The 22,322-nt window shown below is 35.7% G+C and carries 18 protein-coding genes; 10 read left to right on the forward strand and 8 right to left on the reverse strand.

Annotated features, from left to right (window positions below):
• Window positions 1–26: 26 nt before the first annotated feature.
• The 3 genes from LIV57_RS08605 to LIV57_RS08615 form a co-directional block, all read right to left on the reverse strand.
• A complete protein-coding gene (locus LIV57_RS08605; RefSeq protein WP_227942285.1) occupies window positions 27–848 on the reverse strand; it encodes a GLPGLI family protein in 822 nt (273 codons plus the stop codon).
• A gap of 125 nt (window positions 849–973) precedes the next feature.
• Complete coding sequence (locus LIV57_RS08610; protein WP_227942286.1) at window positions 974–1,771, reverse strand: GLPGLI family protein; 798 nt, start codon at window positions 1,769–1,771, stop codon at window positions 974–976.
• An 89-nt stretch (window positions 1,772–1,860) separates the two neighbouring features.
• Complete coding sequence (locus LIV57_RS08615; RefSeq protein ID WP_227942287.1) at window positions 1,861–2,034, reverse strand: bacteriocin-like protein; 174 nt, start codon at window positions 2,032–2,034, stop codon at window positions 1,861–1,863.
• 264 nt (window positions 2,035–2,298) lie between these two features.
• Here LIV57_RS08615 and LIV57_RS08620 point away from each other — a divergent pair, with 264 nt between their 5' ends.
• From LIV57_RS08620 to recG, 6 genes are all read left to right on the forward strand, one after another.
• Complete coding sequence (locus tag LIV57_RS08620) at window positions 2,299–3,954, forward strand: peptide MFS transporter (protein ID WP_227942288.1); 1,656 nt, start codon at window positions 2,299–2,301, stop codon at window positions 3,952–3,954.
• Between the two features lie 134 nt (window positions 3,955–4,088).
• On the forward strand, window positions 4,089–5,843 hold the full coding sequence (locus LIV57_RS08625; RefSeq protein WP_227942289.1) for a peptide MFS transporter: 1,755 nt from the start codon (window positions 4,089–4,091) through the stop codon (window positions 5,841–5,843).
• A 57-nt stretch (window positions 5,844–5,900) separates the two neighbouring features.
• Window positions 5,901–6,887: a YhcG family protein gene (locus LIV57_RS08630; RefSeq protein WP_227942290.1), complete on the forward strand. Its 987-nt coding sequence runs from the start codon at window positions 5,901–5,903 to the stop codon at window positions 6,885–6,887.
• Window positions 6,888–6,910: 23 nt separating this feature from the next.
• Window positions 6,911–8,446, forward strand: coding sequence for a peptide MFS transporter (locus LIV57_RS08635; protein WP_227942291.1), 1,536 nt, complete (start codon window positions 6,911–6,913; stop codon window positions 8,444–8,446).
• A gap of 41 nt (window positions 8,447–8,487) precedes the next feature.
• Window positions 8,488–9,021 carry a thioredoxin family protein gene (locus tag LIV57_RS08640; protein ID WP_227942292.1) on the forward strand — a complete coding sequence of 178 codons (534 nt, stop codon included), beginning with the start codon at window positions 8,488–8,490 and terminating at the stop codon, window positions 9,019–9,021.
• Between the two features lie 167 nt (window positions 9,022–9,188).
• On the forward strand, window positions 9,189–11,276 hold the full coding sequence (recG, locus tag LIV57_RS08645; protein ID WP_227942293.1) for an ATP-dependent DNA helicase RecG: 2,088 nt from the start codon (window positions 9,189–9,191) through the stop codon (window positions 11,274–11,276).
• 613 nt (window positions 11,277–11,889) lie between these two features.
• On the opposite strand, the gene LIV57_RS08650 is transcribed toward recG, so the two are convergent.
• The 4 genes from LIV57_RS08650 to dapA form a co-directional block, all read right to left on the reverse strand.
• Window positions 11,890–12,336 carry a response regulator gene (locus tag LIV57_RS08650; RefSeq protein WP_227942294.1) on the reverse strand — a complete coding sequence of 149 codons (447 nt, stop codon included), beginning with the start codon at window positions 12,334–12,336 and terminating at the stop codon, window positions 11,890–11,892.
• Window positions 12,329–12,910 carry a helix-turn-helix domain-containing protein gene (locus tag LIV57_RS08655; RefSeq protein WP_110009546.1) on the reverse strand — a complete coding sequence of 194 codons (582 nt, stop codon included), beginning with the start codon at window positions 12,908–12,910 and terminating at the stop codon, window positions 12,329–12,331. Before LIV57_RS08655 ends, LIV57_RS08650 begins: the two co-directional genes overlap by 8 nt.
• Window positions 12,911–13,203: 293 nt before the next feature.
• Window positions 13,204–13,707, reverse strand: coding sequence for a GNAT family N-acetyltransferase (locus LIV57_RS08660; RefSeq protein WP_227942295.1), 504 nt, complete (start codon window positions 13,705–13,707; stop codon window positions 13,204–13,206).
• A gap of 190 nt (window positions 13,708–13,897) precedes the next feature.
• Window positions 13,898–14,770, reverse strand: a complete 873-nt coding sequence (gene dapA / locus LIV57_RS08665; protein WP_227942296.1) for a 4-hydroxy-tetrahydrodipicolinate synthase — start codon at window positions 14,768–14,770, stop codon at window positions 13,898–13,900.
• Between the two features lie 107 nt (window positions 14,771–14,877).
• On the opposite strand from dapA, the gene LIV57_RS08670 reads away from it, so the two are divergent.
• From LIV57_RS08670 to recO, 4 genes are read left to right on the forward strand one after another with little or no spacing between them, the layout of a single operon-like run.
• Window positions 14,878–15,633: a 5'-nucleotidase C-terminal domain-containing protein gene (locus LIV57_RS08670; RefSeq protein ID WP_227942297.1), complete on the forward strand. Its 756-nt coding sequence runs from the start codon at window positions 14,878–14,880 to the stop codon at window positions 15,631–15,633.
• Between the two features lie 2 nt (window positions 15,634–15,635).
• Window positions 15,636–16,586, forward strand: coding sequence for a bifunctional metallophosphatase/5'-nucleotidase (locus LIV57_RS08675; protein ID WP_227942298.1), 951 nt, complete (start codon window positions 15,636–15,638; stop codon window positions 16,584–16,586).
• A 1-nt stretch (window position 16,587) separates the two neighbouring features.
• On the forward strand, window positions 16,588–18,852 hold the full coding sequence (locus LIV57_RS08680) for a T9SS type A sorting domain-containing protein (RefSeq protein WP_227942299.1): 2,265 nt from the start codon (window positions 16,588–16,590) through the stop codon (window positions 18,850–18,852).
• Window positions 18,852–19,538 (forward strand): DNA repair protein RecO, encoded by a 687-nt coding sequence (gene recO, locus LIV57_RS08685; protein ID WP_227942300.1) that lies wholly within the window; start codon window positions 18,852–18,854, stop codon window positions 19,536–19,538. The genes LIV57_RS08680 and recO overlap by 1 nt, the downstream gene beginning before the upstream one ends.
• Before the next feature lie 6 nt (window positions 19,539–19,544).
• Here recO and LIV57_RS08690 read toward each other — a convergent pair whose 3' ends face one another.
• The gene (locus LIV57_RS08690) at window positions 19,545–22,205 is read right to left on the reverse strand and encodes an MGH1-like glycoside hydrolase domain-containing protein (RefSeq protein ID WP_227942301.1); all 2,661 of its coding nucleotides are present in this window, start codon (window positions 22,203–22,205) and stop codon (window positions 19,545–19,547) included.
• Window positions 22,206–22,322: the final 117 nt, after the last annotated feature.

Consider the following 22,322-nt stretch of genomic DNA (forward strand, 5'->3'; position numbering starts at 1 on the left):
TTCAGAAATTCTGAAAGGGATTTTTATTATTTAGGGTATTTCACCGCTTTATCCAGTTCTATAGGGTTATTAAAGGCTTTTAATTTTTTTCTTTCGTTGGTTTCTGCGGGTTTCAGCTGTTCTTTGGACAAGACTGTTCCATCCTCCAAAAGCAGTTTTTTTCCTTCAGGAATTGTAAGATTTCCATTAAAAGCGTATTTAAAGGGATTGGAATAGAGGTCCAACCTTAGTTTATTTAAATCCTTCTGGGTAACGGGAATCGCTCTGGATATAAAGCCTTCCAATGAAATACGTTGATAACTCTCCGGAATTTTTTCACTTTTGATTACTTTAAAATAATAATCTTTTTTTGAATCATATAGCTCCATGATTAAACCAGGTAAACCATTAAATTTATAAGGTCCGTAGGGCATTGGAATATCTTTAGTAAACCATGCGATCCAGTTTCTTCCTCCAAATTTGGTGGTCGCCTTTTGAAGCGAAAGATGATCAGCTATTTTTGTGCTGTCTGTAATAGTCCACTGTTGCCTGGCTTCCTCAAGTATTTTATAAAAATTTACATCTCCGATATATTCATAGTTTTGGTATATATTATCATCCTTCTTTTTTAATAAAAAAGAAGTCAGTCTATTAATTGGAGTTCTCCCGGTAGCAGTAAATACTGAATCACTAATATAATTCAGTCTGTTATAATAAGCAATATCATCTTTTGTGATATCCAGATAATAATTCTCCCTGGTGATATCTTTTGAGGTCGAATCTTTCTTATATTTCACCTCATAGATGAACCTGTTGTTCTGAGCAAACATCATGCATGTTCCCAGCAATATAAATAATAAGTTTTTCATAATAATTTAATTTTCAGATAATAATTCCGGGATAAAGAACTCCAGATCTGCTCTTTCATACTGAACCGGGTATTCCGTGTCATTGATAAAGATATTAATTAAAAGGATAAGTTATAGTTAATTGGTTAAGGATATTTTACCACTTTATCTAATTCTATAGGATTGTTACCTCCTTTTATCTGCTTCTGAATACTTTCTGTAATTTCTTTAAAACTTATATGAACAGGATTTCCATTGACATCACCAATTTTTGTTTTAATATTTCTGATTTTTATTTCAGCCAATGGATCATTATAATAATCTATTTGTAATTTCTTATATGCATCCCAGGTTATTTCTTTTCCCTTTCTTAAATAGAACATATTATTTTTACCAGACTTTTTAATTTTAATAAGATTAAAATCAAAATCCTTTTGTTCATCTGAAAGTTTAATAATTAATCCCGGAAGCCCATAAAATATATAGGGTCCCTCTTGTATTGGACTTGTAGGATCAAACCAGGCAATCCAATTTCGCCCACCATACTGTGTTGTAGCTTTCTGGCATTGCACAGCATCAACTTTCATTGTATCAGATAGAACTTTCCAGTTTAACTGATCATTAATATTAATATAATATAAATCGTACATAGCAGGGTGTGTGACACTTTTGTAAACTTTATTATTGATTAAGTTTTTGAAAGAATATATATCTTCAAAAATAGGCTTACGACTATTCCAACACCCATTTTTTTGCATTAATGAGTCTGCTTCACGTGCTTTTTCTGATCTAAAAACAGATTGCTTACCCAGAACATCCAGATAATAATATTCTTGTTTTACATCTTTTTTTTCAGTTCTGAAGGTAAGCTCATATATAAAAGTAATATTCTGTGCAGCTAAAATATTCGATATGAGTAATAAGATAAAAAGTAATACTTTCATGACAGTTTAAGTTGTATTCAGTATAAGAGAATAAAGAAAAAGAGATACTAATTGTATCTCTTAAAAACCTATCATTCAGGTTAAAATCATTACATACAAGCATTATGAGATTCAACCACCTCGCCATTCTGTACCGTATACCAAAAGCCACACTCTAATCCATATTGTGCACATACATCATTAGCTCCCGGCTGACAAAAATCTTTGAAACCTCCTTGGACACTTTTTAATTTTTCTCTCGGAATCTTTTTTAATTTTTTCATATTAAATGTTTTTTAATTACGTGCCACTATTGACAGTTCGAAACTAGAAAACAAATATCACTTCACAGAGAAATCATCTTGTATATTATGTGTACAACCCCTATTTACACTATTTGCAGTGTGTGTACAAGTTAAATCCAGCAATATAAATCTCCCTTTACACTTAAAATTTTATATTTATTTCATTAATCATTTACGTGGGTATTATTTATTTTATCAATTAAAATTAAAAAGCTATTTTTGGGAAATTTGAAAATTGATTATATGAAGACTAAACATCCTAAAGGGCTGCCCTATCTCTTTTTTACAGAAATGTGGGAGCGTTTCGGGTATTACCTGATTCTTGGAATCTTTGTTCTATATGTTATTGAGCCTACGGGCATGAAAGGCGGACTTGGACTTCCGGATAAAACTGCTGATGACATTTTCGGAACTTATATTGCTTTAACTTATCTGACTCCCTTTATTGGAGGATTCCTGGCAGACAGAGTGTTAGGATATATCAAATCTATTTATCTTGGAGGTTTTTTAATGGCTGCAGGATATATAGGAATGGGAGTTTTTAAAGATTTACCCCTGTTTTATACCTCTCTGGCATTAATTATTATTGGAAACGGTTTCTTTAAGCCTACTATTTCCACATTATTAGGAAACCTTTATTCAGAAGAACCTTATAAAGCTAATAAAGACTCCGGGTATAATATTTTCTATATGGGAATCAACATCGGGGCATTTATCTGTAACATTATTGCTGCTTTCATGCGTAATAAATTCGGTTGGGGTGAAGCTTTCATCACTGCAGGTGTAGGAATGCTTATCGGAATGGTTATTTTTACCATCGGAAGAAAGCATTACATTCATGCTGCACAGATGAAACCTGTACAGGAAGGTGATACAAAACTTTCAGAGATTCTGATCAAAGTATTTGTTCCTGCAATTGTTGCCGGAGCAATAGGTTGGTTTATCCCTGATAATATTTTCGGAAGTGACAGTACAGATGCCTTTATTTTTGCATGCGTACCTGTTATTTATTTCTATGCATCCCTTTACTTTAAAGCTAAACCTGATGAAAAAGCCTCTATCGGAGCATTACTTTCTGTATTCCTGATCAGTATGTTCTTCTGGGCGGTTTTCAAACAAAACGGTACAGCATTGACAAGATGGGCAAATTATTACACGGACAGAAGTGTTCCGGCTTCTCTTGAAAAACCTCTGGAAGGTATCTATATGGTGGATGGTAAGAGTTATGAAGACAAAGAAACTCCTGTTTATGATAACCAGTTCCGTTCTCAGAAAGATGATAACGGGGAGACTAAAAAAGAAATGGGAAAAGATGTATACTTTAAAAACATATCCCCAGAGCAGCGTGCGGCTCTTGAGAAAAACCCTGAAAACAAAGTTTATCTGTACAATACAGAACTGTTTCAGTCTATCAATCCGTTCTGGGTTATTGCGCTAACTCCGGTTATTGTAGGATTCTGGGCATTGTTGAGAAGAAAAGGAAAAGAACCATTGACGCCTACCAAGATTGTTTTAGGTTTATTTATTTCAGGACTTTCCTGCCTTGTCATGGTTTTAGCCGTAATGGCCGGAGACAATGGCGCTGTAAAAGTATCTCCTCTATGGCTGGTTGCCAGCTACGGAGTCATTACTATCGGGGAGCTATGCCTTTCTCCAATGGGACTTTCTTTTGTATCCAAACTTTCGCCTGCAAGGATTACAGCACTAATGATGGGTGGATTTTTTCTGGCTAACTCAGTTGGAAATAAGCTTTCAGGAATTCTTGCAAGTACATGGTACAATTATGAAAACAAAACGAATTATTTCCTTGTTAATTTCGCTTTGTTAATATTTGCTACACTTTTAGGTCTTTCTATGTTAAAAAGGCTGAATAAGATTATGACAGAAAAAGGGCATTAAAATGCTCAATATGATAAAGATAACTAAGCTGCGGAATAGTCCCGCAGCTTTTTTATTTAAAAATAAAATTAAAACCTTGCCAAAAACCCAAAATAAACTATATTTGTCAGTCTTAACAAAAATTAACAATAGAAATGGATAATATTGAAGCATTGAGTCCGAAACCGGATGAATTTGTAGAGAATAAGAATTCCAGGCATCCTAAAGGATTATGGGTTCTTTTCGGAACAGAAATGTGGGAGCGTTTCAACTTTTATGGAATGAGAGCTCTTTTGACGCTCTTCATGGTAAATTCCTTATTAATAAAAGAAGCTGATGCAGCGATCATCTATGGTGGATTTCTAGCTTTATGTTATTTAACACCTCTTTTGGGAGGATTTATTGCTGATAAATATATCGGAAACAGATATGCGATCATCATTGGTGGATCGTTAATGGCTATTGGCCAGTTCTTATTATTCATCAGTGCCTCAACTTTTTCAGCGGATATTGGTAGTGCCAAACTTATCATGTGGCTGGCATTATTCGTGATCATTTTTGGTAACGGATTCTTCAAACCGAATATTTCTTCAATGGTGGGAAGCCTTTATCCAAAACAGGAAAAGTCTAAACTGGATTCTGCCTTCACTATTTTCTACATGGGGATCAACATCGGGGCTTTCCTTGGTCAGTTTATCTGTCCATACGTAGGAGACGTAAAAGATGCAGCAACAGGAGTAAGAGATATCTTCGCTTTCAAATGGGGATTCCTGGCAGCTTCTATCGCAATGGTTATCGGAACGGTAACATTCTTTATCCTTAAAAACAAATATGTAGTAACTCCGGAAGGAAGACCTATCGGAGGATTACCAAAAAATAATACAAGTGCTGACTTTGAAGAAGGAGAAACGCAGACTGCTAAATTCTCTGGCCAGGCTTTAGGAATCACTGGTGGAATATTTGTAGTTTTATTCTTCCTTTTCAGATATCTTCTTGTAGGTGAGTTTGGATTCAATTCTGTAGAAATGGGGCAATTGATTAAAGGAATCATTTATCCATTCATCTATTCAGCTGGTATTTCTCTTGCCTTCTTAATTATGTCTTCTGCTGAAAATAAGGTAGAAAGACAGAGAATCTGGGTAATCTATATCGTATCATTCTTTATTATTTTCTTCTGGGCTGCATTCGAACAGGCAGGATCTTCATTAACATTTATTGCAGATAACCAAACAGACAGAAACATTTTAGGATGGAATATGCCGCCTTCAATGGTTCAGATCTTCAACGGAATCTTCGTTGTTATTCTGGCAGTTCCTTTCAGTTTAATCTGGGATAAATTAAGAGCTAAAGGCAAAGAACCGGTATCTCCGTTCAAACAGGCAATGGGATTAGCTTTGATTGCTCTTTCTTATTTCATCATTGCACACAATGTAAAAGATCTTGGAAACTCAGGTTTATTAGCCATCAAATGGTTAATGCTACTATACTTCATCCAGACATGTGGTGAGCTTTGTCTTTCTCCGATTGGTTTATCATTGGTTGGTAAGCTGGCTCCGAAAAGATTTGCTTCATTACTATATGGTGTTTTCTTCATTTCTAACGCTGCCGGTTATGCATTAGCAGGTTCATTAGGAGCACTTATCCCTGCAACAGGTGATAAATTCAAAAAAGCTCAAGAAATGGGTGTTAATTTACAGGATGTTTTGGATAAAAAAGTAACCCTGACAGCTGATCAGGTTGCCGCTTTTGATAAAGCTCAGTTACCACTACACAACCCTACTTTTGTAGGATTTGAAATTCACAATCTATTCGAATTCTTCATGGTATTCGTAGTACTTTGTGGGATTGCTTCTGTAATTTTAGGATTAATTTCACCTATCTTAAAGAAAATGATGCATGGTGTAAACTAATGTATCAACAAAATATCATAAAACCTCTGCCAAGTCAGAGGTTTTTTTTATTTTCGTATGATGGAAATTTCCGAAGATTCTTTATTCCAATCCGTAAAGGAAATCATTAGACAATCGCGCGAAAAAGTGTTTCGTATAGCGAATTCTACTCTACTGCTCACGTACTGGCAGATTGGAAAGTTGATTGTTGAAGATGAACAACAGGGAAAAGAACGGGCAGAATACGGAAAATATACGCTGAAAAAACTTTCTCAGAAACTTACCTTAGAATTTGGGAAGGGATTTGATGAAAGTAACTTAAGAAACATGCGCTCTTTTTATCATGCATTTCCAATATGTGACGCATTGCGTCACGAATTGAGCTGGACCCATTACAGATTACTGATAAGGCTTGACAATGCTGATAAAATGAATTACTATCTCAATGAATCCGTTCAAAATAACTGGAATTACAGAGATCTTAAAAGACAAATCAATTCGCTTGCTTACGAAAGGGTTTTGGAACATAAAAAATCTTCTCCGGAAACTATTCACAGTGTTTTAAAAGATCCTTATATTTTTGAATTCCTTGGATTAAAAGCTGATGAACAATTTTCTGAAAAAGAAACAGCCATTATTGACCATATTCAAAAGTTTTTGCTTGAATTTGGGAAAGGATTCGCTTTTGTAGCCAGACAACAACATATTTCAACAGATACATCGGATTTTTATATCGACCTTGTCTTCTATAATTACATCTTAAAATGCTTTGTCATTATTGATTTAAAAACAGGAGAACTTTCTCATCAGGATATAGGACAGATTGATATGTATGTAAGAATGTATGATGATCTGAAACGCGGTGAAGGAGATAACCCAACCATCGGAATTTTATTATGTTCAGAAAAAGATGAGACCATTGTAAAATATTCCGTTTTGAATGATAAAAACAATTTATTTGCCAGCAAATACCTGCTGTACCTCCCCAAAGAAGAAGAATTAAAACAAATTATTGACCAGGACAGAATCCGTTTTGAACTGGATCAAGAAAATAAAAACCCTTAATTAGAACTTAATCATATATCATTATGAGCTTAACTTTAGATGAAATACAAAATTTCAAAGGAAAATATCCCAGACAGATCTGGAGTCTGTTTTTCTCTGAAATGTGGGAACGTTTCTGTTTCTACGGAATGCGTGGAATGCTGGTTTTCTTTATGATTTCACAGCTTAATTTCCATGAAAAAGAAGCCAACCTTCAATACGGTGCCACTCAGGCCTTTGTATATGCCTTTACCTTTGTAGGAGGTCTTTTTGCTGATAAAATTTTAGGATTCCGAAAATCCCTGTTCTGGGGCGGGCTGCTGATGATCGTAGGAAGTTTAATCCTGGCTACCGATCCCCATAAATTCTTTTTCTTAGGAATAGCTTTCACTGTCGTAGGAACAGGTTTCTTCAAACCTAATATTTCATCTATGGTAGGACAGCTTTACAAACCTAATGATTCAAGAGCAGATGCAGGTTTCTCACTTTTCTATGCGGGAATTAATCTTGGAGCTTTACTAGGTGGTTACGCTTGTATTTCTATTGGTAAAACTGGATATATAGAATTAGGAATATTACAATTAGGTAAAGGATTGATACCCGAAAACCTTCAATGGCATGTAGCTTTTGGTTTAGCGGCAATTGTAATGGTAATAAGTTTAATTAACTTCATTTTTACCCAACGAAGATTAGGACCAATTGGTTTACAGCCCGGACATCCTTTAGCAGAGGTAAAAGCAGCTCCAATTCCAAAATGGAAAGAATACGGAGTATATGTTTTGTCATTGGTTTTTGTACCCATCATCATGACCATGGTAGCCAAGACTGAGTATACAGATTATTTTATGTGGACCATCGGGCCTTTAACTTTGATCTATTTATTCTATGAAATGTCTAAAGTAACGGCTTCAGAGCGCAAAAAACTTTGGGCAGCTTTGGTTTTCATTATATTTTCAATCATATTTTGGGGAATCTATGAGCAAAGCGGAGGTTCTTTGAGCATTTTCGCAGCTAAAAACCTGAATAAGGATCTTTTTGGATTAGACCCAAATGGGGTGAATAACTCAGGAGGCGCTTTCTTCATTATTTTCCTTGCTCCATTGATCGGACTTCTATGGATCTGGCTGAACAAAAGAAAAATTGAACCCAACACGATTATCAAATTCGGATTAGGATTTATTTTCTTAGGATTAGGATATTATGTTTTATTTGCAACACGCCTGTTTGCAGACCTTCAGGGAATCACTTCACTGAATTTCTTTACCCTGGCACTGCTTATCATTACACTTGGAGAATTATGCCTCTCTCCTATCGGTTTATCCATCATGACCAAGCTTTCTACCAAGAATCTTCAGGGAATGATGATGGGAATGTGGTTCCTTGCATCGGCCTATGGACAGTACGTTGCCGGGATTATCGGGGCAAGTCTTGCTACTTCAAAAGAAGGTTCCACCAACTATGATGCTTTGATCACTTATACTGATGGATATAAACAATTGGGATTGTATGCAGTAATTGCCGGAGTGGTATTAATTTTGATATCTCCGTACGTGAAAAAATTAATGCAGGATGTAAAATAAAAAATAAGTAATTATGCTTATTTTTACATAAATATCACAATATGAAGAAAATTTTAAGCATAGTTCTCTTACTTTTATTAAATTTTAGTTTTGCGCAGGTAAAGTGGATGACCATCGAAGAAGCTTTAAAAGCTCAAAAAGAAAGTCCAAAAAAAATATTGATTGATTTCTACGCAGATTGGTGTGGTCCATGCAAAATCATGGATAAAAAAACGTACGGCCACCCTGTACTGGCTCAGATATTAAATGAGAATTATTATCCTGTAAAGTTTAATGCAGAAGAAAAAAAGAGCATTGAAATTTTCGGAAGAACATTTTCCAATCCCAATACTGAACATAGAAAGGGAAAAAATTCTCTGCATGAGTTTACCCAATATATGAATGTAGGAGCCGTTCCAAGTACAGTATTTCTGGATGAACATGGCGATCCCATCACCATTCTTCAGGGAGAATTGTCTGCCAAAGAACTGGAACCTTATCTGGAACTGATTTCCAAAGATCTGTTTAAAAAGATTAAGACCAGAGAACAATGGGAGGATTACCAGAAAAAATTCAAATCTAAAATCAAAAATTAATTCAGAACTTTGAAACACCGATTTTCTGTTTCAATGCTAAAAAATTCATTATAGAGACTTCCAATTTTTTTGGAAGTCTTTTTTATTTTACCGAAATTCGGACCTTTATTTTTATTATCCGAAATAAGAATCAAAAAGTTCGAAAAACAGTATCCTGAAACCTGACAATGAATCTCGAAACCTCCATAGAATATGTAAAAGGAATAGGTCCGGAAAGAGCCAAACTCATCAAAAGTGTGTTGGGCTTATCTACTGTAGAAGATATGTTGAATTTCTATCCTATCCGTTATCTGGACAAAAGTAAAATCTATACTGTTTCTCAGCTTAGAGAAGAAACCAGTCTGGAAATACAGCTGAAGGGAAGAATTACTCAGGTACAGGAAATTCAGACCGGGAAAACCAAAAGATTATCTGCAAAATTCAATGATGAAACCGGCAGTATGGATCTGGTTTGGTTTCAGTATTCCAAGTGGCTGAAAGAACAGCTTCCCATCAACAAGGAAGTTTATATTTTCGGAAAGATCAATGTTTTCAACCGCCAGTTTTCTATGCCGCATCCGGAAATTGAAGCGGAAGAGAGAAAAGAGGGCGACACCCGCCTCAAACCTATTTATCCAAGTTCTGAAAAACTGACCAAAAGAGGATTAAATCAACGATTTTTCCAGAATGCTTTAAGAAATATCTGCAGAGAGATTCCGAATCTTATTGAAGAAAATTTTCCGGAATACCTGATGAAAACCTTTAAATTCATGTCCAGGCAGCATGCTTTCCTGAATGTTCACTTTCCCAAAGATCAGGAACATTTCGATAAAGCGGATTACCGGCTGAAATTTGAAGAATCATTTTTCTTTCAGTTAGGATACGGCTTAAAGAAGCTTCATCATAAAACCCAGTCTCATGGTAATCCTTTCCCGATTATTGGAGACCATTTCAATGATTTTTATGAAAACCATCTTCCTTTTGAGCTTACCAATGCACAAAAAAGGGTTTTAAAGGAAATTCGTATGGATATGAAAAGGCCGATTCAGATGAACAGGCTTTTGCAGGGTGATGTAGGATCAGGAAAAACAATGGTTGCCCTTCTCACCATGCTTATCGCCATGGACAATGGGTTTCAGAGCTGCCTGATGGCTCCAACGGAGATTCTTGCCCAGCAGCATTACAATGGTATCAAAGAGCTGTTGGAAAAGACAGGAATCAATATCCGCCTCCTCACAGGTTCTACCAAAGCGGCAGAACGAAGAATTATCCATGAAGAACTGGAAAATGGTACACTTTCTATTTTAGTGGGAACCCATGCTGTTTTGGAAGATAAAGTTAAATTTAAAAATCTCGGATTGGCAATCATTGATGAGCAGCATAGATTCGGAGTGGCTCAAAGGGCTAAACTCTGGGCTAAAAATAAGATTCCGCCTCATATTCTGGTCATGACAGCCACACCTATTCCAAGAACTCTGGCCATGAGTTTTTATTCTGATCTGGATGTTTCGGTGATTGATGAAATGCCGGTGGGAAGAAAGCCTATTATTACCGCTCATCGTCGGGAAAAAGACAGATTATATGTCTATAACTTCTGTAAAGATGAAATTAAAAAGGGCAGGCAGATTTATTTTGTATATCCTTTGATTGAAGAATCTGAAACCCTGGATTATAAAAATCTTATGGAAGGTTTGGAGCATGTGATGGATTATTTTTCAGAGTATAATGTCACTATGCTTCACGGGAAAATGAAACCGGATGAAAAAGATGCTGCCATGGCTTATTTTGCTTCGGGAAAAGCTGAGATAATGGTTGCTACGACTGTTATTGAAGTTGGAGTAAACGTTCCGAATGCTTCTGTGATGGTGATTGAGAGTTCTGAAAGATTCGGGCTATCACAGCTTCACCAGCTCAGAGGGCGTGTAGGAAGAGGAGCAGAACAGAGTTACTGTATCCTGATGACTTCCGATAAATTATCAAAAGAAAGCAGAACACGTATCAAAACAATGACTGAAACCAATGATGGTTTTAAAATCTCTGAAGTGGATATGCAGCTTCGCGGTCCGGGAGATATATTGGGTACCCAGCAAAGCGGTGTGGTAGATTTTAAAAGACTGGATCTTATTAATGACTCGGCGATCATCAAAACCACAAAAAATACGGTAGAAAGAATACTGGAAGCAGATCCCATGCTTTCAAGACCTGACAATCTGATCATCAAAAATTATTATATCAGATACTACAAAGGAAAAAACAAGTGGAGTAAAATATCATAAAAAAACCGCAGAAAAAATTTCCTGCGGCCCCCTTATAAAACTGTTATTTAGAAGAAATTACTTTTTGGTATGTCCAAAAAAATTTATTTTAATAGTTCAGGTTTAATATTTTGTGATGTGGTGTGAAAATATTTATATAACAATATAATAATGAGCTAAAACCATTACTATTAAAATAAATTATAAAAAAACAAAATGAATTATTTTTTTCCAACTTGCTTATTATAAAAACTAACTGTGTTTCGGTGGAGATGAGGGAATGAAACGAATAAAAATATCTCCAACTACTTATTGAGTTTTCATGATTGTACCGTTTTGTTTAAAGATCTTCTGTGCTTTATAATTGGAAAATTAGTATAATCCATTTTGTTTAACTAACATCGTGATTTATATAATTTTTTATTTTTAGAAACAATTACTTCTCATTCATCTGTATCTTGTACTATATAATGAATTTGTGTCTGAGTTTACTTTTACAAATGTCCGTATATTAATTCAGATGCCTTTTATATTATTTTAATGATTAGTTATAAAATTTTCACCTATTTGTGAATAGTATGCAATAAATACGATTTTAAAATTATTAACATTAAATTAATAAATCCTTTATTCATCATACTTTCAGGATTAAATTATCTTTATTCAAACCTGAAGTGTGATACTGCCAGTTGATGGTAATAACTTCCGTAAGTACCTTTTTGAGCTTCTCAAAACAATCCGGTTTTTTCATAAAAATGTGAGCACCTTTCACAAAAATTTCTTCTACTTCATGTTCCGGAATGGGATCAGAAAAAATAGCTGTCACCATATTGTTGAATTTTGCATTCGAACTGATATCTTCCAGACATTCCATGCTCTCTTTTCCGGGAATCATATAATTTATAAAAACAAGTTCCGGAACTACGGCATCATCATTATTCAGGTATTCCATGAGGCTGTTCCCGTTACTGAAACATTGAACTTTTATAGAGATTTTCAGCTCTTTCAGAATTTTTTTAAAAAAAATCAAGGTGTTTTCATCGTTATCTGCTATTATTACGTTCAGAAATTCTTTATTCATACTGCATTTTAGGGTTTATTACCGTGCTTTGTACTCTTCTTCGCCTGCCTATAATTTTTTGAAACTGGGATGGAGTAATTCCTGTTGTATTTTTAAATTGGGTACTTAAATGCGCCACACTGGAATAGTTCAGCTTATGGGCAATTTCTGTAAGGCTTTGTTTGTTTCTTATGATAAGGGCCTTCGCATGCTCTATCTTCTGCAGAATAATAAAATTCTCAATAGAGGTAAAAGCAACTTCTGAAAACAGATTGGAAAGATATCCATAGCTGTGATTAAGTTTTTCAGAAATATAGATAGATGCTTTTACAGGTATAATTTCATCAGAAAAGACGAGCTCTACAATAGCATCTTTGATTTTCTGTACCAACGCGTTTTTTTGGCTTTCTATGATCTCGATACCATAATCTTCAAGATTTTTCTTGAAAAGATTGTGCTGTTCCTGCGTAAGGGGCTCATAGAATTCCACCTCACCGAAGTTCAGCAACCTGTACTTCAGCCCGTGTTCTTTAAGTTTCTCGTCCAATACCTTTTTACAAAGGGCATTGAAATCAAATTTAACATACATTTTCATCCTAGTATATATAAGCCAATTTATGGAGTAAATATAATAATTTATTTCAAGTAAATGTGAAATAGATGTATATTTTTAATATTTTACTATAAATACGAAAAAACTCCTGTATTTTAGAATACAGGAATTTAAACACTAAGGATGAAAAAAATATACTGATAAAAAGCTTTTCAGCTCAAAACCAAGCATATGAATGTATTGTATAAGTGATTTGGTTCTGAAGCAAAGATGAATCAAAAAAAGAAATCACCTGTTATAGAATTACAGGATAAAGTTACAAAATTTTAAGTCATTTATCTGTGAATTAGATATTCCATTTGATAATCATCCATTACAAAACCGTTTCCAATATCTAAAACCATCTCATTATATACTTTAAATTCCTGGGATTCGTAGAATTTTCTGGCATTATTTTCTTTGTTGACATTCAGGATAATTCTTGTGTCATTGCTTTCAGAAAGTTTCTTTTTCAGGAAATCAATAGCTCCTTTTCCGAACCCTTTACCTTTACTTTCCGGGACCAGATAAATTCTGTGCAGTTTTGTAGTATCGGGTTCATAGCTATGCTCATAACCAATAAAGCCTTCGAAAGAACCATTATTGTCGTCAAAAATTAAATAATAATGATAATTGGGGTTATCGAGGTGTTTTGAAATTTCATCCTGAGAATACATCTCTCCTAACATATAGTTGATCTGGTCATCTGAAATAATTCCCGCATATGCACTCTCCCACGATCTTCTTGCCAATTCCTGGATTAAAGGAATATCCTTTTCTTTCGCTTCTATTAATTTCATATTCTAAATTTTGTTTTTATTCTCATTTTCAAATGCAAAGTTGACAAAAATTTTTACTCCATATTTTTATACATCAAAGATGGAAATAAAAAAGGTGAAAGTAGATCACCTTTCACCTTAATATGTTTACTATAATGTTAAAATGTTACCGGAAAATTATCTTTCATTTTCCAGTAACTGTATTCATTATTTAAATTTTGGTCATTTCAGCTTTAATTTTTGCATGAAGACCTTCTGAAGCTTTTACCAAAGGAAGTCTGAGATAATTTTTGATGATTCCTTTTTCAGCCAATATTACTTTAATACCACAAGGGTTACCTTCAGCAAAAATCAGGCGGGTAATATCTACCAGTTTGTTGTGAATTTCATAAGCTTCTTTTACTTTACCTTCGAAAGCCAGCTGTACCATCGTAGAGAATTCTTTGGGATACGCCTGTCCGATTACGGAAATTACGCCATCTCCACCGGCTAATGTTACCGGCAATGTATACTCATCATCTCCGGAAACTAAGGAAAATCCTTCAGGTTTCTTTCTCAGGATGTCAAAATACTGAAGAATGTTAGGAGAAGCTTCTTTAATCAAAAACAAATTCGGGAATTCCTTGGCAAGACGAAGTGTAGTATCAGCTTCTACATTTTGCCCTGTTCTTGACGGAACATTATAAATGATAATATTTTTTCCTGTGGAAGCTAATGCCTTATAATGCTGATAAAGCCCTTCCTGGTTCGGTTTATTATAATATGGAGATACTGAAAGTACTGCTTCAAATGCAGAAAGATCTGCTTCTTCAATCTGTTTCTTGACTTCAAGAGTATTGTTGCCGCCAATTCCCAAAACCAAAGGAAGACGTTTATTATTCACCTTAATGATGTGCTCAATTACCTGTTTCTTCTCCTCTGCAGAAAGCGTTGCGGCTTCTGCCGTTGTTCCCAATACTACCAAATAATTGGTTCCGTTTTCGATATTGTACTCCACCAGTTTTGTTAAACTGTCGAAGTCTACGGATAAATCTTCATTAAAGGGCGTTACCAATGCAACACCTACTCCTTTTAAAATGCTCATCTGTTAGAATTATTTTTGCCAAATTTAATCATTTACGGTAAGAATTTGTAATAAATAATAATGTTTTATTATACATATAGTTATATTTGCATATACTAAAAGAGATTATGAAAAATAAATTCTTGTTATTAGGAATTGCCCTGGTGTCACTTACCGCATGCAAAACGGCTTCTGCGCCGCAGCTTGTGAATGTAAAGACCCAGAAAAATATTTCTATTAATAATGAGCTAAAGAATGATGAGGAGTTTGTAAAATTGATCGAACCTTATAAGCAGAAACTGGATCAAGAAATGAACCAGAAGATTTCACATACCAATGTGGATCTTACCAAACAGGGCGATAACAGCAATCTGGGTAATCTTTTAGCTGACTATACGTTTGAAGGAGGTAATGAGTGGATCAAAACTCATCTTAACCAAAATGTAGATGCTGCACTGATCAATATCGGAGGGATCCGTACCACTATCGGAAAGGGAGATATTTTACTTAAAAATGTATTTGAAGTAATGCCTTTCGAAAATGAAGTGGTGATTGTGAAAATGAAGGGAGCAGATTTACAGGGTCTTTTTGAGTATTATGCAAAAACGCAGGTCAACAATCCTGTTTCACATTTATATATTGAAACAAAAAACGGACAGGTAACAAAATCCTTAATCAACGGCAACACAGTAGATCCGGCTAAAGATTATTATATTGCCACTTCAGATTATCTTGCACTGGGCGGAGACAATATGAAATTCTTTGCTAAAGGAGAATCCATTGCAACAGGGATTAAAATGAGAGATATGTTTATCGATTATTTTAAAAAATCACCTGAAGTGGTGGTTAATTCGGATGTTCGTTTAAATTTTATCGGGAAGTAATAATGGATAGAAAAAGTTTTTTAAAAGCAATAGGAGGCGGATCTTTAGCAATGGCTTTAGCTCCCAATATGATGATGGCAGAGGAATTAAAAATTCTTAATTTAAAATCTGCAAATAAACTGACTATTCTTCATACCAATGATCAACATAGCAGAATAGAGCCTTTTGACGCGAGCTATACCAAAAATCCCAATCAGGGAGGTTTTGCAAGAAGGGCAACCTTAATCCAACAGATCAGAAGCCAGGAAAGCAATGTTCTTCTTCTTGATTCAGGGGATATTTTTCAGGGAACTCCTTATTTTAATTTCTTTGGAGGTGAGCTGGAGTTCAAATTAATGTCTATGATGAAATATGATGCCTCTACTATGGGGAATCATGATTTCGACAATGGACTTGATGGATTTTTAAAGGTGCTTCCTAATGCGAAGTTTCCATTTATCTGTTCCAATTATGATTTTAAAAATACTGTTCTTGACGGAAAAACTTCTCCCTACCAGATATTCAACAAAAATGGAATTAAAGTAGGGATTTTCGGGGTGGGAATCCAGCTGGATGGCCTTGTAGGTAAAAAACAGTACGGGGAAACCGTTTATTCCAACCCGATTGATGTTGCACAGCATTATTCCAATTTCCTGAAAAAAGATCAGAAATGTGATCTGGTGATTTGTCTTTCGCACATCGGCTACGACTACAGAGACGAACCGGATAAAATAAGTGATAAAATTTTAGCGGCCAATACAGAAAATATTGATATTATCTTAGGAGGCCATACTCATACATTCTTACCGGAACCGCAATCCTTTACCAACAGACAGGGCAAAAATGTTCTTGTCAATCAGGTGGGATGGGCTGGCCTTCTTTTAGGTAGGATAGATTTTTATTTTGATACAAACAAAAACGTACAGCATATTTCCTGGAACAATCAGGTGATAGATAGCAGCATAACCGCATAATATGAAAAAACTCTCTATAATTTCTCTTGGTATTTTAGCATCCCTGCAGCTGACAAAAGCACAGGTTATTTCATCAAAAAAATGGGCAGACCTGTTTTCCTATAATAATGTCTTAGCTATGAAAGAAGACAATGGAAAAATCATTGCAGCCACCCAAAACGGAATATTCTATTATACAATAGCAACAGGAGAAATTACGAAGTTATCTAAAGCCAACGGGCTTCATAATATCGGAATTACCGCTTTCGATTATAATCCACAGACTAAAACCGGACTTATCGGTTATGAAAACGGATCTATGGATGTTATTACGCCTCAGGAGATCAAATATATTGTTGATATTCCCATTGCTACAGGATATAATGGAGACAAAAAGATCAACCACATTTCCATAACCGGAGATCAGGCTGTCATTTCTGTTGGGTATGGAGTTTCCATCTTTAACCTTCAGAATAAAGAATTTGGTGATTCTGCATTTTTCCTGACCGGCGGGGTTTATCAGGCAAGTAATGAAGCCACCATATTCGGGAATAAAGTATATTCTGTAACGGATACAGGTTTGAAAAGCCATCAAATGAATACTACATTTCCTGTATTTTCTACCTGGACAACGGAAGCTCCCGGAGCTTTCAAACATATAGATTCAGAATCAGAACTGGTTTTCTCAACGGCAACAGCAGCTTATATTTATAATAACGGTACCCCGACACAACTTCCTACTACTTTTGAAAAGATCAGGGATGTTGTTATTACCTCCAATAGTATTGTGGTTACAGATAACAGAGTATATACTTACGGAATCAATGGAGTATCACAAAATGCGGTAAGTCTTGGTGAAGAATGCAATACTGCATTAACAGCTGGCGGAAAGATTTTAGGAGGAACGGTATTATCGGGAATTAAGGATGAAGGTAACAATACTTTTAAACCTTCCGGTCCCTACTTCAATTTTGCCTATAATATCAATCTTTTTGATAACGGTCAGCTCCTGGTTTCCTCTGGTGCCAGAGCCAATAACTACAACCATCCGTTTATTCAGCCACAAGAACCAGGATTTTATTATTTCAATGGTACGGAATGGATTTATCCTTCATTTTTCAATAAAAACAATCCAAACCGCCCAACCTTTATCAACGTACTGGATGCTATTATAAGTCCTTATAACAATAATGAAGTACTCTTTACCAATTATACCATGTTGGATAATGGAGTTTACAAAATGAAGTACAATGCTACCAGCAAAGATTTTGAACTGGTAAAATATTATAATCTGGGAGCACAGCCTTATTACAGACGCCCAGTAGGTTTTGCTACAGACGCTCAGAGCAATCTTTTTGTATCATTTGGTTTTAATGATGGAAACCCATCTATGGGAATTTATGATAAAGCAGCTGATGATTTTGTTATCAAAAAATTAGTTCTGGCCAGTGATGGTACTCAAAAACCGGTTTTCCACGAAAATATGTTGTGGACTCCGCTGCCGAGATCCAATAATTTCTGGGTGTATGATTATAAAAATGCCCTTAACCTTTCCGATGATTCAGATTATATCCTGGGAACATCTAATGGATTTAACAGTTCGGGAGGAATTTTATCTGTAGCCTTTGATAAGGCTGGTGATGCATGGATTGGTACGGACGGAGGTCTGAGGATCATGTCAAACGCAGCATCAGAAATAAAAAGTGCCCAGCCTAAGGTAGAACCTATAGTGATAGAGCAGAATGGTTTGGGTGAAGAGCTTTTCAGAGAATCAGCAATTCTTCAGATTGCAGTAGATGCAGGTGATTATAAATGGGTATCCGTTGACGGTGGTGGTGTTTACTATCTTTCTTCAGACGGTCAGAGAACCATAAAACATTTTACAAAGGAAAATTCACCCCTTCCTACCAATAGTGTTACTGATATCAAAATTGATAAAAAAACAGGCAAGGTGTATTTTGTAACGTATAATGGTATTGTAACATATCAGGGCGATGTTGCTGATGTGACATCCAATTTCGGTGATGTTGTAGTATATCCTAATCCTGTTGTGTATTCAAACTTCAAAGGAAAAGTAACGATAAAAGGTCTTGCAGAAAAAACCAATATAAGAATCGTGGATGCTGCAGGAAATGTAGTACACTCTGCCGTTGCAAGAGGAGGTTATTATGAATGGGATCTCAATAATCAGAAAGGAACAAGAGTAGCTTCAGGGATTTATTTTGTCCTGATGACGAATGAAGACGGATCTGATAAAGCTACCGCCAAAATAGGAGTGGTTAATTAATGAATTCACAAAACGGTTTTTTACTTTCATTTATCAAATACGGGGAAAATGATGCTGTATTGCATTGTTTTACAGAAGAAGAGGGTTTTCAAAGCTATTTTCTGAAAGGAATTTATTCCAAAAAGAACAAAAAGAAAGCCCTGCTTCAGCCGCTGAGCCAGCTCAATTTTTCAGTTAATCCATCACGGGGTAACGGAATCCCGACTGTTTCAAAATTCGAATTGGTAAAAAACAATGACATTTATACAGATATAAAGGTCAATACTGTCATTTTCTTTATCTCGGATTTTCTGAGTCATATTCTTAAGCATGAGAATAAAAATATTCCGGTCTATTCCGGTATTGATCATCTTATCAGTGAGCTGACCAATAGAAATTACCAGGCACATCTTCTGTTTTTGCTTGCTTTTTTAAAAATTCAGGGTGTAGCTCCATTATTGAGTGAAGGTAATTTTTTAGATCCGGAAACCGGAACTTTTTCTTCAGGAATAAGCCATCAGCTTTTCAATGAAGAGATTTCAATGGTATGGAAAGAAGCTCTTTGTGCAGAAGATTTTTATGCCACAAAAATCCGTTCTTCATTAAGAAAAGATTTCCTTGACAGTCTTTTGGTGTACTATCATTATCATATCACGGACTTCAAAACTCCGGCCTCACTTGAAATTATTCAGCAGATATTTGAATAAACCAGCTTATTGTTTTTCTGCATTATCCGGCATTTCAGTTTCGGATTCTGCCATTTCTTTTTTGGAAAATCTGGGCTGAAGAATCTTAGCAATAAGTCCCGTCCAGCCTGTCTGATGGGAAGCTCCTACTCCACGGCCGTTGTCTCCATGGAAATATTCATAGAAAAGGATATAATCTTTAAAACCCGGATCGGTCTGAAATCTTTCATACTGCCCATGAACCGGGCGTTTACCATTTTCATCCTTTAAAAATATTTTCGCTAGTCTTTTATTTAAAGCATCTGCAATCTGATCAAGGTCTGAATAATTACCGCTGCCCGTAGGATATTCTACCAAAAAATCCGGGCTGTAATAGAAGAAAAAACGCTGAAGACTGTCAATAATAAGAAAATTGATCGGAAACCACACCGGGCCGCGCCAGTTGCTGTTTCCGCCAAACAAGCCGCTGTCACTTTCCGCAGGGGTATATTTAACAGTAAAATCCGTTTCATTCAGAGTTAAAGTATAAGGATTTCTTTCATACTCTTTGGATAAGGCTCTTACTCCGTAATCACTTAGAAATTCATCCGGATTCAACATCCGGTTTAACAGCCTTTTCAGACGATGTCCCCGAAGCAGAGATAAAAGATGTTTTGAATCCTGTCCCTTCACTTCCCATCTTGAAACGAGAGAAGCGAGTTCAGGTTTATTATCCAGTACCCATTTCATTCTTTTCTTGAAGTTGGGAAGATTTTCGATCATTTCATCATCAATAACCTCAACAGCAAACATCGGAATCAACCCAACGATGGTTCTTAATTTCAGATACATATGAGTTCCGTCACTGGAAGTAATTGCATCATAGAAAAATTCATCCTGCTCATCCCAAAGACTGAAATTCTCATCTCCCATATTATCCAATGAATGGGCAATCGACAGGAAATGTTCAAAGAATTTCATCGCCATCTCTTCATACACCTTATTGTAAAGGGCCAGTTCCAGGGCAATTCTCATCATATTGAGGGCAAACATAGCCATCCAGCTCGTTCCATCCGACTGTTCCAGCTGTTCTCCGTTGGGTAAAACAGAATTCCTGTCAAAAACACCGATATTATCAAGTCCCAGGAATCCTCCTTCAAAGATATTATTACCGTTAAGGTCTTTTTTGTTAACCCACCAGGTAAAATTCATGAGCAGTTTTTGGAAAGCACTTTCGAGAAATTCCAGGTCTGGTTTGTCTTTTAAATACTCATCAATTTTAAATACCCTGAAAACCGCCCAGGCATGTACAGGAGGATTCACATCACTCAGGTTCCATTCGTAAGCAGGAAGCTGTCCGTTGGGATGCATATACCATTCAAACAGGAAAAGCTTTAACTGATGTTTGGCAAAATCCGGATCTATCAGTGAAAAGCTGATGGTGTGAAATGCAAGATCCCACGTTGCATACCACGGATATTCCCATTTATCCGGCATGGAAATAATATGTTCGTTGTTGAGATGCTTCCAGTCGTAATTTCTTATTGTTTCCCGGGACTTTGGCGGCGGCACTTCGGAAGGGTCACCTTTCAGCCATTTTTCCACATTGTAATGGTAAAACATTTTATTCCACAACATTCCGGCAAAAGCCTGCCTTTGAACCAGTTTTTCATCTTCCGAAGCAATTCCTTTCTGGATTTCTGCATAAAACTCATCTGCCTCTTTCTGTTTTTGTTCAAAAAGGCTATCAAAATCTTTAAAAGGTTCTCTAATATCTTTATCTGAAAGTCTGAAGTCAAATATTTTCGATTCCCCATCCTGAAAGTCCTCATCAATAAAGAAAGAAGCTTTGGTTCCTGCATTTTGTGGATTTACAGACTGGGAATTTCCCGTCATCACAAAATTATTGATCCCATCTTTACAGTATTTTGAATCATTAGAACATTGATAAAGCTTTTCATTATTGGTTTCATTGTTACAAAATAAGATCTTTAAGGACTGTTTTGCATACACATTTTTAATCTCAATATCCTGATGATTGACTTTAATATGGTCAGCATCTTCCGCAGACAATTGGGGTTTATAATCATCATATCCCCATTTCCAGGTATTTCTGAACCAAACTGTTGGTAAAATGACCAGAGATGCTTCTTTTTCAGATTTATTGATAATTGTTAATCTTACAAGAATATCATTCTGACTTTCCTTTGCATATTCTATAAAAATATCAAAATAGTCATTCTGATCAAAAATTCCTGTGTCAATCAGCTCATATTCCGGATCCTCTTTCCCTCTTGCTGCATTTGTTTTTATGAGATCTTCATAAGGAAATGCATTCTGAGGGTACTTATACAGCATCTTCATATAAGAATGGGTAGGAGTAGAATCAAGATAATAGAAATATTCCTTTACATCTTCACCATGATTTCCTTGTCCGTTGGTGAGTCCAAAGAACCGCTCTTTCACCATTTTGTCCTTTTTATTCCAGAAACCTACAGAGAATACAAGTTTCTGAAGATCGTCACAGATTCCGCATATCCCTTCTTCACCCCAACGGTATGCTTTGGCTTCTGCGGTATCGTGGCCTGTGTAATTCCAGGCATCTCCGTCTTCACTGTAGTCTTCACGAACGAGCCCCCATTCGCGGTTGCTTACATAAGGGCCCCATTTTTTCCATGAAACATCTGAAATTCTCTGTTTTTCCGACATAAGCGATAATTATGAGTAATGAGTAATAAGCAATGAGTAATATTTTGATTCCGTTTCAAACTCTAAGAACAACCTCAAAAACTTTAAACTTTAAACTTTAAACTTTAAACCTTGAAC

The sequence above is a fragment of the Chryseobacterium sp. X308 genome (genome assembly GCF_020733145.1).
Taxonomy (GTDB): Bacteria; Bacteroidota; Bacteroidia; order Flavobacteriales; family Weeksellaceae; genus Chryseobacterium; species Chryseobacterium cupriresistens.

Coding starts and splice junctions, on each gene's coding strand:
- LIV57_RS08680 (WP_227942299.1), top strand. CDS start 16,588: ATGAAAAAACTCTCTATAATTTCTCTTGGTATTTTAGCATCCCTGCAG.
- LIV57_RS08635 (WP_227942291.1), top strand. CDS start 6,911: ATGAGCTTAACTTTAGATGAAATACAAAATTTCAAAGGAAAATATCCC.
- LIV57_RS08605 (WP_227942285.1), bottom strand. CDS start 848: ATGAAAAACTTATTATTTATATTGCTGGGAACATGCATGATGTTTGCT.
- recG (WP_227942293.1), top strand. CDS start 9,189: ATGAATCTCGAAACCTCCATAGAATATGTAAAAGGAATAGGTCCGGAA.
- LIV57_RS08670 (WP_227942297.1), top strand. CDS start 14,878: ATGAAAAATAAATTCTTGTTATTAGGAATTGCCCTGGTGTCACTTACC.
- LIV57_RS08655 (WP_110009546.1), bottom strand. CDS start 12,910: ATGAAAATGTATGTTAAATTTGATTTCAATGCCCTTTGTAAAAAGGTA.
- LIV57_RS08690 (WP_227942301.1), bottom strand. CDS start 22,205: ATGTCGGAAAAACAGAGAATTTCAGATGTTTCATGGAAAAAATGGGGC.
- recO (WP_227942300.1), top strand. CDS start 18,852: ATGAATTCACAAAACGGTTTTTTACTTTCATTTATCAAATACGGGGAA.
- LIV57_RS08640 (WP_227942292.1), top strand. CDS start 8,488: ATGAAGAAAATTTTAAGCATAGTTCTCTTACTTTTATTAAATTTTAGT.
- dapA (WP_227942296.1), bottom strand. CDS start 14,770: ATGAGCATTTTAAAAGGAGTAGGTGTTGCATTGGTAACGCCCTTTAAT.
- LIV57_RS08625 (WP_227942289.1), top strand. CDS start 4,089: ATGGATAATATTGAAGCATTGAGTCCGAAACCGGATGAATTTGTAGAG.
- LIV57_RS08630 (WP_227942290.1), top strand. CDS start 5,901: ATGATGGAAATTTCCGAAGATTCTTTATTCCAATCCGTAAAGGAAATC.
- LIV57_RS08675 (WP_227942298.1), top strand. CDS start 15,636: ATGGATAGAAAAAGTTTTTTAAAAGCAATAGGAGGCGGATCTTTAGCA.
- LIV57_RS08620 (WP_227942288.1), top strand. CDS start 2,299: ATGAAGACTAAACATCCTAAAGGGCTGCCCTATCTCTTTTTTACAGAA.
- LIV57_RS08610 (WP_227942286.1), bottom strand. CDS start 1,771: ATGAAAGTATTACTTTTTATCTTATTACTCATATCGAATATTTTAGCT.
- LIV57_RS08650 (WP_227942294.1), bottom strand. CDS start 12,336: ATGAATAAAGAATTTCTGAACGTAATAATAGCAGATAACGATGAAAAC.
- LIV57_RS08615 (WP_227942287.1), bottom strand. CDS start 2,034: ATGAAAAAATTAAAAAAGATTCCGAGAGAAAAATTAAAAAGTGTCCAA.
- LIV57_RS08660 (WP_227942295.1), bottom strand. CDS start 13,707: ATGAAATTAATAGAAGCGAAAGAAAAGGATATTCCTTTAATCCAGGAA.